The 12,057-nt window shown below is 70.0% G+C and carries 14 protein-coding genes; 5 read left to right on the top strand and 9 right to left on the bottom strand.

From position 1 onward, the window contains the following. Positions 1–126: 126 nt before the first annotated feature. Positions 127–1,398 (bottom strand): glycosyltransferase family 2 protein, encoded by a 1,272-nt coding sequence (locus AB0K00_RS01570; protein WP_363513549.1) that lies wholly within the window; start codon positions 1,396–1,398, stop codon positions 127–129. Between the two features lie 431 nt (positions 1,399–1,829). On the opposite strand from AB0K00_RS01570, the gene AB0K00_RS01565 reads away from it, so the two are divergent. Beyond that, positions 1,830–2,939, top strand: coding sequence for a hypothetical protein (locus AB0K00_RS01565; protein ID WP_363513546.1), 1,110 nt, complete (start codon positions 1,830–1,832; stop codon positions 2,937–2,939). A gap of 85 nt (positions 2,940–3,024) precedes the next feature. On the opposite strand, the gene AB0K00_RS01560 is transcribed toward AB0K00_RS01565, so the two are convergent. The 6 genes from AB0K00_RS01560 to AB0K00_RS01535 all read right to left on the bottom strand — a co-directional run bounded on the left by AB0K00_RS01560 (position 3,025) and on the right by AB0K00_RS01535 (position 6,904). Continuing rightward, on the bottom strand, positions 3,025–3,207 hold the full coding sequence (locus tag AB0K00_RS01560; protein ID WP_363513543.1) for an antitoxin: 183 nt from the start codon (positions 3,205–3,207) through the stop codon (positions 3,025–3,027). A gap of 83 nt (positions 3,208–3,290) precedes the next feature. Then, positions 3,291–3,578 carry a GlsB/YeaQ/YmgE family stress response membrane protein gene (locus AB0K00_RS01555; RefSeq protein ID WP_363513540.1) on the bottom strand — a complete coding sequence of 96 codons (288 nt, stop codon included), beginning with the start codon at positions 3,576–3,578 and terminating at the stop codon, positions 3,291–3,293. Between the two features lie 134 nt (positions 3,579–3,712). Continuing rightward, the gene (locus AB0K00_RS01550; protein ID WP_363513537.1) at positions 3,713–4,072 is read right to left on the bottom strand and encodes a hypothetical protein; all 360 of its coding nucleotides are present in this window, start codon (positions 4,070–4,072) and stop codon (positions 3,713–3,715) included. A 117-nt stretch (positions 4,073–4,189) separates the two neighbouring features. Then, positions 4,190–4,843 carry an NADPH-dependent F420 reductase gene (locus AB0K00_RS01545; RefSeq protein WP_363513534.1) on the bottom strand — a complete coding sequence of 218 codons (654 nt, stop codon included), beginning with the start codon at positions 4,841–4,843 and terminating at the stop codon, positions 4,190–4,192. Then, entirely contained in the window at positions 4,840–5,868 is a 1,029-nt protein-coding gene (locus AB0K00_RS01540; RefSeq protein ID WP_363513531.1) for an LLM class flavin-dependent oxidoreductase, read from the bottom strand. Before AB0K00_RS01540 ends, AB0K00_RS01545 begins: the two co-directional genes overlap by 4 nt. Further along, a complete protein-coding gene (locus AB0K00_RS01535) occupies positions 5,861–6,904 on the bottom strand; it encodes an LLM class flavin-dependent oxidoreductase (protein WP_363513528.1) in 1,044 nt (347 codons plus the stop codon). Before AB0K00_RS01535 ends, AB0K00_RS01540 begins: the two co-directional genes overlap by 8 nt. Positions 6,905–6,984: 80 nt before the next feature. Here AB0K00_RS01535 and AB0K00_RS01530 point away from each other — a divergent pair, with 80 nt between their 5' ends. Next, positions 6,985–7,473, top strand: a complete 489-nt coding sequence (locus AB0K00_RS01530) for a MarR family transcriptional regulator (protein ID WP_363513525.1) — start codon at positions 6,985–6,987, stop codon at positions 7,471–7,473. 10 nt (positions 7,474–7,483) lie between these two features. Here the strand turns inward: AB0K00_RS01530 and AB0K00_RS01525 are convergent, their stop codons facing one another. Continuing rightward, a complete protein-coding gene (locus AB0K00_RS01525) occupies positions 7,484–8,257 on the bottom strand; it encodes a VOC family protein (protein ID WP_363513522.1) in 774 nt (257 codons plus the stop codon). Positions 8,258–8,382: 125 nt separating this feature from the next. On the opposite strand from AB0K00_RS01525, the gene AB0K00_RS01520 reads away from it, so the two are divergent. Continuing rightward, positions 8,383–8,973: a metalloregulator ArsR/SmtB family transcription factor gene (locus tag AB0K00_RS01520; protein ID WP_363513519.1), complete on the top strand. Its 591-nt coding sequence runs from the start codon at positions 8,383–8,385 to the stop codon at positions 8,971–8,973. A 45-nt stretch (positions 8,974–9,018) separates the two neighbouring features. Beyond that, complete coding sequence (locus AB0K00_RS01515; RefSeq protein ID WP_363513516.1) at positions 9,019–10,266, top strand: MFS transporter; 1,248 nt, start codon at positions 9,019–9,021, stop codon at positions 10,264–10,266. Here AB0K00_RS01515 and AB0K00_RS01510 read toward each other — a convergent pair. Further along, positions 10,172–11,032 carry a hypothetical protein gene (locus AB0K00_RS01510; protein WP_363513513.1) on the bottom strand — a complete coding sequence of 287 codons (861 nt, stop codon included), beginning with the start codon at positions 11,030–11,032 and terminating at the stop codon, positions 10,172–10,174. The two genes, AB0K00_RS01515 and AB0K00_RS01510, sit on opposite strands and share 95 nt — an antisense overlap. Positions 11,033–11,107: 75 nt before the next feature. On the opposite strand from AB0K00_RS01510, the gene AB0K00_RS01505 reads away from it, so the two are divergent. Continuing rightward, the gene (locus AB0K00_RS01505; RefSeq protein ID WP_363513510.1) at positions 11,108–11,956 is read left to right on the top strand and encodes a menaquinone biosynthesis protein; all 849 of its coding nucleotides are present in this window, start codon (positions 11,108–11,110) and stop codon (positions 11,954–11,956) included. Positions 11,957–12,057: the final 101 nt, after the last annotated feature.

Here is a 12,057-nt window from a genome sequence, read left to right as displayed (position 1 = left end):
TCCACCCATGATCAACGTGGCGGCAAGCACCAACTGCCAACCGATCGCCAGGCCGGTCACCGGCAGCGTCGCAACGCCGGCGCCGGCCCCACCGGCAACACTTCCTCCGTACATGTGCACTCCTCCTCAGTGATTGATCCATTCACGGTCAGCACCGCGAACCGTCTTCCACGCCGCCAGCCAATACACACCGGCGCGCCATTGTTCAAACAGCCATTCGGGCAGCATCGACGCCGCCAACGCGATGTCACCGGGACGACCCGTTCGGACCGTCCAGACCCGCTCGACAAAGAAAAGACCCGTCAACGGCAGCCATCGCGCGTCGAACGGCAGGCTGCCCGTCACGGCGAGGAACAAGGCCAGAAACGCGAGATACGCAGGCACCAGCAGCGACCCCGTGTAGATCGCGACCTGGCGAGCCCAGGTGCCGAAGGTGCGCCGGTTCATCCCGTACAGGCGGAGGCTGTCGAGCATGCCCCGCTGCCAGCGGATCCGCTGATCCTTCAGCGCCTTCCAGGTCGGCATCGACTCGGTGATCGCGGTCGCCTTCGACGGCGCCATCGGTCGGTAGCCGAGCGCCCGGACCGCGAACGTCAACTCGATGTCCTCGGTGGCGGTGTCGCGGTGGTACAGCTCACCGCGGTAGCCGGGGAGCCGGCCCTGACCGCGGGCGATGAGCACGTCCCGGATCACGCGAACCTGGATCAGGGTGGCGACACCGGACAGCACGAGCGCCTTGTCCATGCGCCGGGCAACCTGCCGCGCGAACCGGGCGTACTCGTTGCGCTGCAACCGATCGAGCAGGGTGGTGCCGCTGCGCGACGTGTGGAAGCTGGCACAGGCGGCGCCGACGGGTCGCCGCCAGCGGTGTCCGGCGCGGGGGCGGGTCAGTGCTCTGACGGCGTGCTGGGTGAAGTCCGGGTGCAGGACGCTGTCCGCGTCGGTGACGAGCAGGAAGTCGTCGTCGGCGAGGCCGGGCAGCAGGTTGCTGATGGCCCAGTTCAGCGCGCCGGCCTTCCTGTGGGGGTTGTGACCGGGGAACTCGTGCACGTCGGCGCCCGCGGCGGCGGCGATCTGGGCGGTGTCGTCGGTGCAGTTGTTCGGCACGACAACGATCCGGTCGATCGGCGGGGACCATTGCCGTCGCAGCGCTCGGATGGTGTCGGCGATGGTCGCGGATTCGTTGTAGGCGGGAACCAGGGCGACGATCTTCGCGGTGGGTCGGTCGTGGCGGGAGCGCTGCATCGGGAATGCGCGGACGACGGCAGTGGGCTCGCCATCGATCTTCTGGTCGGGTTGGGGTGCGTCACTATGGACGTCTATCATTTCGTCAGTCAGGCTGAAACGCACGACTGGATTGCCTTCCGGGTTTTGTGCGGGCAACACCCTCAGGTACAAGGGGCCCGCTGGTCCGCGTGACTGCTCAACGTCGACCCAGGACGGGACGGCGGCACGACGGACGCGAATGCATGATGGTTGCGGGGTCGACTTTGCTTTAGGCGGTCGCAAGGTCGCAAGGCATTCAATGCCCTATCACCCGGGTGAAGTCCGTCGAATGAACAAACGGCCGCCGAGGGGTATGGCGAGATACGGGCAAATGCGCGTCCCGCGCCCCCACCCCCGTCAGGGTGAAGTATTCCGGGAGCATGGAATACACCGCGGCGGTGGTCGTCGACAAACCGGGCGACCCGACTCGCTCGTGAAATCATACGGCGCCCAGTTTTAGGGTGAAGCCACGGTCACCGTATGCCGGTGGTTTGGTGCGGTGCGTAACGGGGAGTCGGCGCCTGCATCTCAGGTGGGCCGGCCGGACTGGAGCGGACGCGCGGTTGGACTCGCAGGGCTGCGATCCGCGTGCGACTCCAGAAACGAAGGACACCTGTTCCATGAACGATTCGCCACCGCATACCCAGGCGCCGAAGCGGCGCCGCCTGTACCGGCAGATCATGATTGTGCCGGCAGTGCTCGCGCTCGTCATGATCGTGTCGATTACCAGCTATGTCATGAATGCCGATGCCGATAAGACCCCGGCCAACTCGGCGCCGGTTCCCACGCCCACCGCGTCACCGTCACCGCCCTTCAATCCCGACGCCGGTGCGGCATTGCCACAGAACCGCATCGTCGCCTTCTACGCGGTGCCCGACGCGGCCGTCACCGGTCCGGCGCACGAGCTCACCGAGCCGATGCTCGCCCGGCTCAAGCAGCAGGCGGCGGCATATCAGCAGCTCGACCCGGCGCACCCGGTGCTGGCCGGGATCGATCTCGTCGTCAGCGTGCCGGACAGAAGGCCAGGGCCGGCCGGCACCTACAGCCACCATGTGGATGCGCCGACGATCGACAGGTACGTCGAATTCTGCCGGAAGAACAACCTGGTGCTGTTTCTGGACCTCAACTTCGGCTGGTCCGACCCGATGACCGAGCTGAACTTCTTCCGGCCCTACCTCAAGCTGCCGTTCGTGCACGTCGCCGTCGACCCGGAGTGGATGTTCCCGCGGCACAACGGCGTGCCGGGCGTCAACCTGTCCAACGTGCGCGCCGCCGACCTCAACCCGCTCATCAGCGCGGTCGCGCAGATGCCGGCGGAATACAAGGTGCCGCGCAAGATGTTCATGATCCACCAGTACCGGCCGGACGGCGACGACCTGGCCAACCCCTTCAGCCCGGGCGCGGCAATCATCGCCGACAAGCGCAACCTGCTCAACGACAGCCGCGTGGACGTGGTGATCCACGTCGACTCGGTGGGCGGCTGGGCCGGCGACATCGAGGTGAAGACCGAGCAGTACACCAAATGGGTCGCCCAGGGCATGCAGCGGTTCCAGAACTTCAGGTACGGCGGGTTCAAGATCTTTTATCAGCTGGAGTCCAAGCACAAGCTGATGACCCCGGAGCAGGTCATGGCGCTCCAGCCGGCCCCGATGGTCATCACGTACGGCAATTAGCGCGCGGCATCAGCATCGACGCCCACCGTTCATGGCGGGCGTCGATGCCTTGCTCGGGACAGCCAGTTCCGAGGCTGGGGATGCGCTACCTGTTGGTCTCGCCTTCCCCGGTGTGATCCTTCGCTGCCTGCACACCCTTGTCGATGTGCCCGGTGTACTTCTGGTCGGTGCGCCGGTCGGCCTGCTCACCAGCCTTGTCCAACCCGCTGTCGACCTTGTCTTCGTGCTTGCCCAGCAGCTCCTTGGCCTTGTCCACAATTTTGCTCATGGCGGGATTCCTCTCGTCGTCGGTGGCTGAATGTCATTCCCCGAGACCTACCCGATGAACGCCAGCTGTTGACCGATGCCTCGTTACATGCGACTGCTGCCGGCAGACCGCCCGTGCCCACTCGTCGCCAGGGCGGCGATGTAGACACCGATGACCGCAAGCACGATCTGGATGCCGTGCCGGATCCAGTCGACGCCTGAGGTCTTCCCGACCCCGAGCCAGGTGGCAATAAGCCCCCCGATCAGGGCAGCGACAATGCCGACCACGACGGTCAGCAAGACTGATATGTTTTGCCTGCCGGGCAGGATCAGTCGCGCAAGAACCCCGATAATGGCGCCGCCGATAATGGCCCACAAAATCGTCCCGATCATGTCGGCCCCCTTCCTGTGTACCTCGCCCGCATCAGCCCAGCCGTCCCTACCCGCAGGCACCCGCATATCACCTGTCCCGGACGTCCGCCTCGTCTTCAGAACTTTTCGCAGCACCCATGGCGATCCGCCCGGCCTCATGCACCCGACCCACCGCCGCCGGGCGCGTCGCGGTCCGATGAGCCCGGATGGCTGTATGCGTGCTGGCCTGAGGCTGCGTGTTCGGGCCGGACGGTCGTGCGGGCGACGACGAGGTGCACCTCGACAGGTGCGGCCACGGACCCGTCTGGCGCCGTGAAGGGCCGCAGCGCGTCGCGGCAGTCCACGGTGATGCGGTCGTGGAGCTCCGGGGTGACCGTGTCGGCCAGTGGCAGCAGTTCGATGGCGAGCAGCGTCTCGATCGAGCCGGGCCGGGTCGCGCCCTGCCGGCTGGTGAACTGCTCGATTCGCAGGCCGGCGCCGGCGCAACCCAGCGGTCCGGCCGGATGGCCGTACACGCACCCCGATGGCTCATCCGCGTACTCAGCCGCTGAGGCCGCCTCACCCCGTACCGCACCCTCACACCCGCCCGGTCATGAGCCGCCGCCGACCTGCCGCAAGGAGCTGGTCAGCGGCTACGTGGATCTGCTGAACGCGGGCGTGTAGCGGGCGAGCATTGCGCGGACCTCGGTGGCGGTGACGGCGGCGCCGAAGAGTTCGGCGCCCGGTGCGAAGCGGACGCCCTCGGCGAGCGGGCCGGCGACGACCGGATCGAAACCGAGCGCGTCGATGAGCGCGGAGACGGTCGCGAGGTCGTCGACGTCGTCGCCGGCGATCACGATGGCCGTGCGCCCGGCGGTACCGGACGGCTTGGCTCGTTCTTCGAGGTCGTGATAGCCGAGGTGGTTGAACGCCTTGACCAGGTGGGACCCGGGCAGGAACGCCTGGACGATCTCGCTGGAGGACGTGCGTGGGTCGGTGAGGTCGGGGCGGGTGCCGTCGACCTCCCACCAGTAGTTCATGGCGTCGATGACGAGTTTGCCGCGCAGCGCGTCCGCCGGGATGCTGCGGTACTTGCCGAGTGGCAGCGCGAGGATGACCACGTCGGCGCGGGTGGCGGCGTCGTGGGCGGTGGTGGCGACCGCTCCGGGGGTGAGCACCTCGACGGTGAGCGCGATGTCCGACGGGTCGCCGGAGCCGGCGATGAGCACCCGGTGGCCGGCGGCCACGGCGAGCCGGGCGAGCACCGTGCCCACCTTGCCCGCGCCGAGAATTCCGATGACGGTCATGACAGCAGGTCCTTCACCATGGGGATGACCTTCGAGCCGTAGAGCTCGACGGCGCGCAGCCGGGCGCTGATCGGCTGGGCGCCTGCGGTGTAGATGAGGTCGAAGCGGCCGATGTCGAGGCTGCCGGCCGTCTGGGCGATCTTGCGGGCGACGGTCTCCGGTGCGCCGATGTACAGGGAACCATGTGAGACCTCGGCGTCGAACTCCTCGCGCCGGATCGGTGGCCAGCCGCGCAGCGCGCCGATCCGGTCGCGGATGACCCGGTAGTGCGGCCAGAAGATCTCCTTCGCCTCCTCGTCGGTGTCGGCGACGAAGCCCGGCGAGTGCATGCCGACGGGATGCGCGGTCGTGCCCAGCTGCTCGGCGGCGCGCCGGTACAGGTCGATGTACGGGCCGAAGCGCGCCGGCCGGCCGCCGATGACGGCGAGCATGAGCGGCAGGCCGTACCGGGCGGTGCGCACGACCGACTGCGGCGAGCCGCCGACGCCGACCCAGGTGCTGAGGTGGCCCGACTCGGTCTTCGGGAAGACATCGGCGTCCACGAGCGGGGGGCGCACGGTGCCGCTCCAGGTGACCGGGCGTTCCTCGAGCAGCTTGGCGAACAGCTCGATCTTCTCCTCGAACAGCACGTCGTAGTCGCTCAGGTCGTAGCCGAACAGCGGGAACGACTCGGTGAACGAGCCGCGCCCGAGGATGACCTCGGCCCGGCCGTGCGACAGCGCGTCGACCGTGGCGAAGCGCTGGAACACCCGGACCGGGTCGTCCGAGCTGAGGACGGTCACGCCGGACGCGAGCCGGATGCGCGACGTCCGGGTGGCGATGCCGGCGAGCACGGTCTCCGGCGTCGACACGGAGTACTCCGGGCGATGGTGCTCGCCGAGGGCGATGACGTCGACGCCGAGCTGGTCGGCCAGCACCGCCTCGTCCACGACCTGCCGGATCGCGGCGGCGTAGGAGACCGGTTGGCCGGCGTCGTCCGACGGCACGTCGCCGAAGGTGTCGAGGCCGAACACGAGATCAGACATGGCTGGGCTCCATCGTGAGCAGTTCCCGGACCCGCGGGGCGACCTCGCGACCGAGCAGTTCGATCGTGCGGGCGCGGGCCTGGCGGGGCAGGTGCATGACGTCGTACTTGAGGTCGAAGCGGTCCAGGTGCAGGTCGCGGGCAGTCGCGGCGATCTTGCGGGCGACGGTCTCGGGCGAACCGACGAACAGCGCGCCGTGCTCGATCTCCGCCTCGTACCGCTCCCGGGTCGGCGCGTAGAAACCGCGTTCGCGCGCGAGCGCGGCCACCACCGGCTGCCAGTGCCGCCACCAGATCTCCGTGGCCTCCTCGTCGGTGTCGGCGACCAGGCCGAGGGAGTGCTGCCCGACCGGCAGGGCGGGGTGCCCGAACTGCTCCAGCGCGCGGTGGTACAGCTCGACGTGGCCCGCGAAGCGCTGCGGCCGGCCGCCGATGATGGCGAGCATGAGCGGCAGGCCATACCGGGCGGCGCGGACCACCGAGTTCGGGCTGCCGCCGACGCCGATCCAGGTCGGGATGCCGCCCGGTCGCATCCGGGGGTGCAGCCGCTGCTCGACGAGCGGGGCGCGGACGGTGCCCGACCAGGTGACCGCGTCCTCCCGCTGCAGCCGGACGAAGAGGTCGAGCTTCTCCTCGAACAGCTGCTCGTAGTCGGCCAGGTCGTAGCCGAACAGCGGGAACGACTCGGTCGCCGACGCGCGGCCGAGGACGAGCTGCGCCCGCCCGGTCGACACCGCGTCCAGCGTCGAGAACTCGTGGTAGAGCCGCACGGGGTCATTGGTGCTGAGCACCGTGACCGACGTGCCGAGCCCGATCCGCTCGGTCGCCGTGGCGATCGCCGCGAGCAGCACGGGCGTCGCCGAGTCGTTGTGGCCGGCACGGTAGTGCTCGCCCACGCTGAACACGTCGAGGCCGACCGACTCCGCGAGCCGCGCCTCCTCGACCAGCAGTCGCAGGGTCTCGGCGTCGCTCAGGACGCGGTCACCGTCGGTGGCCACCTCGCCGAACGAGTTCAGACCCAGCTGGAAGGTCGTCATGTCTCCTCCTGCCCGGGATCCCCGGTAATTGACGTGTCAATTATGTGCACCGTATGATTGACACGTCAATTGGAGGCGTGATGACGGAGGACACACCGCGGCCGCGGCGGGGGCGCCAGCTGCCGACCGCCGACGAGCTGCGGATCTGGCGCGACTTCATCGAGACCGCCGACGCGCTCCGGTCAGAGCTGACGTCCCGGTTGCAGAGCGAGACGTCGCTGTCGCCCGGCGATTATGCGGTACTGCTGGCGCTGAGCGAGGCCGCTGACCGCCGGATGCGCTCCTCGGAGCTGGCCGCGGGCATCGGCTGGGAGCGCAGCCGCCTGTCGCACCACCTCGCCCGCATGGAGAAGCGGGGCCTGATCCACCGTGAGGAGTGCGCCACCGACAACAGGGGAGCCGACGTCGTGCTGGCCCAGGCCGGCGCCACGGCCTTCCGCGGCGCCACGGTGCCGCACCTGCGCGCCATCCGTGAGCTGTTCGTCGACGCACTCACCCCGGACCAGCTCACCGCCGCGGGAGACCTCGCCGCCGCCCTCCGCGCCCGGCTCACCGCGGCGGACGGGTAGCGCGGCGCGGTCAGCCCAGCGTGTCGCGGAGCTCCGGGATCAGTTCGAAGGCGAGGAACGCGGCGCCGGTCGGGTCCAGCAGGAACGCGCCCTGGCCGATGCCGGCGTCGACCGGACCCGCGACCAGCCGGCCGCCCAGCTCGGCCGCGCGGGCCGCGGTCGCGGCGCAGTCGTCGACCAGGATGATCGTGCGCCAGTGCGCGGGGGTCCCGGGCGGATACATCGCGCCCATCGGGCTCATGCCGCCGACCACCCGGTTCGTGGCGACCCACTCGTGATACTCCTGGTGGGCGCCCGCCGAGCCGGCGCGTTCGGTCCAGCCGAAGACCTTGCCGTAGAAGCTCACCGCGGCGGCGACGTCGGGGGTGACGACCTCGCTCCAGCAGATCGTGTTCGCCTCGTTGGCGACCTGGGTGCCGGCGAACGTGCCGCGCTGCCACGCGCCGAAGACCGCGCCCGTGGCGTCGGCGAACAGGGCGGTGTGCCCGCGGGTGCCGGCCGGCGTCGGCGGGAGGAGCACGGCGCCGCCGGCGTCGCCGACCCGGCCGGCGGTCGCCTCGATGTCCTCGGTGGACACGTAGGTCAGCCACGCCGAAGGGCGGCCGGGTGCCGCGGCCAGCCCGGAGACGGCCAGGTCGCGCAGCAGGAAGGTGGTGGTCCCGTCGTCGGCCGCGGCCGTCGCCCAGCCGAACAGGCCACCGTAGAAGTCCGCGGAAGTTCCGGGATCGCCGCTGGTCAGCACCGTCCAGCACGGTGTCGCGGGGGCGTAGCCACGTACTCGCACCGAATGCTCCTCTCGCGGAGCCTCAAGGCAAATGATCACTCACCATAAGGAAAAAGGTCTGACCTTAGATCATCCGAAGGGTCACGGATCGGATGTCGAAAGGGCGTGCCGAATACGCTGGTCTCGTGGCTGATGAGATCCCGGTCCGGCTCGATCCGAACCGTGCGCAGATCCGTGACGCGGCGACGATGCGCGCGCTGGCGCATCCGGCGAGGATCGCGATCCTCGATCGGCTCTTCGACGGGGGCGAGCCCGCGACGGCGACCGAGCTCGCCGAGGTCTGCGGGCTGTCGCCCAGCGCGACCAGCTACCACCTGCGGGAGCTGGCGAAGGTCAACCTCATCGAGCAGGCGCCGAGCCGCGGCGACGGGCGGGAGCGGGTCTGGCGCAGCCAGCTGCAGGGGCTCAACATCGAGAGCGGCCCGGACGGCGGGGCGGCGGAGCGGGCCGCGGACCGTGAGCTGTCGACGATGTTCCTGGAGATCGAGGACGCCCGGGCGCGGTCGTGGCTGGCCCGTCGCGACGCGGAGCCCTACGAGTGGTACACGGCCGCGACCTCGGCCGACATGCAGATCCAGGTCACCGCGGACGAGCTGCGGGAGCTCAACGACCAGGTGCTCGCGTTGTTCGACCGGTACGCACGGTCGCGCCGCCCCGACCCGCCCGAGGGGTCCCGCCAGGTCAACGTGACGTACCGGACCTTTCCCCGCACTTAGGGCAGCCTCTAGCGATCAGTAGATGTGAAGGATTATTTTCGAAGCATGTCCTTCACATCTGCTCGTGATGTGTACCTGCTCGCGGTCGCGCGGGGTGTCTCGTTCCTCGGGGACTTCATGGCCGCGACCGCGATCGTGCTGGCGCTGCAGGAGCGTGGGGCCGGCGGGCCGGCCATCGCCGCGGTGCTCATCGCGTCCGTGGTGCCGGTCGTCGCGCTCGCCCCGCTCGTCGGGCGGCTCGTCGACCGCGTCGACAGCCGGGTGCTGCTCACCGCCGTCGGGCTCGGGCAGGCCGCCTGCTGCGCCGCGATGGCACTGACCACCAGCACCTGGCTGCTGATCCTGCTGGTCGGGCTGCTCGCCGCCGGGGTGGCGATCACGACGCCCACGTTCAACGCGCTGCTGCCCGACATGGCCGGCCCCGACGGCGTCGGCCGGGCGATGGCGATCGGGCAGACCGCCAACTCCATCGGCTCGCTCACCGGCCCGGCCCTCGCCGGCGTGCTGGTCGGCGCGTTCGGGCTGCGGGTCCCGCTGCTGATCGACGCCGCCACCTACCTGGCCGTGGTCGCCGCGGGGCTGCTGCTGCACACCCGCCGGAAGGCGGCGGTCGCGGTGCCCGGCGCTGCTCGTACACCGTGGAAGATCCGCGACGACAGATTTCTGCTGGCGATGGTGTGCCTGGTCGGGGCGATCGTGCTCGCGATCAATGTCGACATGGTCGTTGGGGTCTTCTACATCCGGGAGACGCTCGGCGGCAGCCCGGCCGAGTTCGGGCTGGTCGAGGCCGCGTGGACGGGTGGCATGCTGGCCGGCGGATGGCTCGCGGCGGCCCGGGCCCGCGGCGACGGCGCGCTCGGCCGCGCCCTGGTCCTGATGCACCTGGCGACCGCGCTCGTCGTGCTGGCGTCCGGCTTCGTCGGCGCGGTGCTGCTGCTCTACCCGCTGTGGCTGCTCGGTGGCGCCGTGAACGGTGCGGAGAACAACTTCCTCGGCGTCATCGCCGCCAGGCGCGTCCCGGCCGCGGTCCGCGGAGCGTTCTTCGCCCGCTTCGGCGCCGTGGTCAACGCCGCCAACCTGATCGGCTACGCCGCCGGTGGCGTCCTGGTCAGCCGGTTCGAGCCGCGGCACATCGTCATCGGTTGCGGCGTCGCCGGGCTCGTCGCCGTGGCGGCCTTCGGTGGCTGGATGTGGCGGGTCAGTGCGGCGGCTGGGTCAGCAGCTGCTTCGTCACTTCCCGGCACGTCTTCGTCCCGTAGTCCTTCCCCAGCGTGCTCGGGTAGTGCGCCATGATCCCGATCGTCCACCCGTCGCCGACGGCCATGCACGCGATGTGCCACTGACCGTCGTCGCGGGCCAGCCAGCCGTTCTTGATCGCGGTCGTCTTCTGCACGTCCGCCGGCAGCACCTCGATCGGCCCGAACCGCCCCGGGCCGCGCACGTTGCGCATCTCGTTGAGCAGCCAGCCGGTCCACTTCGGCCCCGCCGCCCGGCCGTCCCCGATGCACTTGGCCAGCCGCGCCACGTCCCGCGCCGACATCTGCGTCAGGCTCCACGAGTTCTGCGTCCCCTTGGTCTCGGTGAGCCCGCAGGTCGTGACCATCCGCTTGATCGAGGTCAGGTTGCCGTTCTGTACGTGGTACTTGAACGTGTTCTCCGTCTCGGAGTCGCGGATCATCCGTGACAGCTCGGTCAGCGCGGCGGCCGCGGGCTGCTTGTTCTGCTCGCCCTGCCGCCGCAGCCAGTCCGCGGCCACCCACGCCTTCGCCATGCTCGCGGTGTCGCTCGTCGTGTACGGCGTCGACCCGTACAACTTGTCTTCCTTCAGATCGTAGAACGCCCACGACCAGAAGCCCTTGACGTTCATCGTCACCGGCTGCGTCGGCGTGAACAGCGGCCCGCCGGCGCTGGGACTCGCGCTGGGGCTCGGGCCTGCGCTCTGCGTGGCGTCGTCCGTCGCCGCGGCCTGCTGCTGGGCGTTTTGGGGCTTCTGTCCGGTGGGCGTGCTGCATCCTGCCAAGACGATGGCACAGGCCAGCATTGCGAGGGGGCGTCGCACCCCCACGAGGGTACGCGCTGTGACAATGGCCGCCCCGCCCGCTTGAACGGCTCGCTCTGGGGCACCATTGCCGGTGTGCCTGCACTGCAGCGGCCCCGCGTCGGCCATATCCAGTTCCTGAACTGCCTGCCGCTCTACTGGGGCCTGATGCGCTCGGGTGCGTTGATCGACGTCGACCTGCACAAGGATTCCCCCGAACGGCTCAACGCCGCCCTGGTCGCCGGCGACCTCGACGTCGGGCCGATCTCCCTCGTCGAATACCTGCGCAACGCCGACGACCTGCTGCTCCTTCCGGACATCGCGGTCGGCAGCGACGGGCCGGTCCTGTCGGTCAACCTCGTGTCGACCGTGCCGCTGTCGTCGCTGTCCGGGCGTCGCGTCGCGCTCGGCGCCACGTCGCGCACCGGCGTCCTGCTCGCTCAGATGTACCTGGAGACGAAGGTCGGCGTCACGCCCACCTACTTCCAGAGCCCGCCCGACCTGGCCCGCATGCTTGACGAGGCGGACGCCGCCGTCATCATCGGCGACGTGGCGCTGCGCGCTCTGCACGACGCACCGCAGCAGGGCTGGATCGTCACCGACCTCGGCCAGGCCTGGCGCGACTGGACCGGCCTGCCGATGGTCTTCGCCGCGTGGGGTGTCCGGCGGTCCTTCGCCGAGGCCCACCCCGGCCTGGTCAAGGACGTCCATGAGGCGTTCCTGCGGTCCAAGGACCTCTGCCTGACGGAGCTGGACGAGGTCGCCGAGGCCGCGGCCCGCTGGGAGACGCTGTCGGCGTCGACCCTCGCGCACTACTTCCGGGTGCTGGACTTCTCACTCGGCGAGCGGCAGGTCGCGGGGATCCGCGAGTTCGCCCGCCGGGCCGCCGCCCAGGGCGCCGTCCCCGCGCTGCCGCCGACCGGCCCCGAGTTCTTCGTCGGCTGAAAGCTGACTGCCCCCCCCCCCCACCCCCCCCCCCCCCCCCCCCCCACCCGGGGCCGGCCGGGGGCCCGGGGCCGGTGGAGCCCCCCGGGGGGGGGCGCGGC

The sequence above is a fragment of the Dactylosporangium sp. NPDC049525 genome (assembly GCF_040676755.1).
In the GTDB taxonomy this organism is placed as follows: domain Bacteria; phylum Actinomycetota; class Actinomycetes; order Mycobacteriales; family Micromonosporaceae; genus Dactylosporangium.
The sequence above is the reverse complement of the archived record's forward strand: the minus strand, read 5'-3'. Positions and strand labels throughout refer to the sequence as shown.

Bases quoted from the DNA above. Each gene is read 5' to 3' on its own strand.
- AB0K00_RS01560 (WP_363513543.1), bottom strand. From the start codon at position 3,207: ATGAGCAAAATTGTGGACAAGGCCAAGGAGCTGCTGGGCAAGCACGAA.
- AB0K00_RS01555 (WP_363513540.1), bottom strand. From the start codon at position 3,578: ATGATCGGGACGATTTTGTGGGCCATTATCGGCGGCGCCATTATCGGG.
- AB0K00_RS01545 (WP_363513534.1), bottom strand. From the start codon at position 4,843: ATGACCGTCATCGGAATTCTCGGCGCGGGCAAGGTGGGCACGGTGCTC.
- AB0K00_RS01540 (WP_363513531.1), bottom strand. From the start codon at position 5,868: ATGTCTGATCTCGTGTTCGGCCTCGACACCTTCGGCGACGTGCCGTCG.
- AB0K00_RS01535 (WP_363513528.1), bottom strand. From the start codon at position 6,904: ATGACGACCTTCCAGCTGGGTCTGAACTCGTTCGGCGAGGTGGCCACC.
- AB0K00_RS01530 (WP_363513525.1), top strand. From the start codon at position 6,985: ATGACGGAGGACACACCGCGGCCGCGGCGGGGGCGCCAGCTGCCGACC.
- AB0K00_RS01515 (WP_363513516.1), top strand. From the start codon at position 9,019: ATGTCCTTCACATCTGCTCGTGATGTGTACCTGCTCGCGGTCGCGCGG.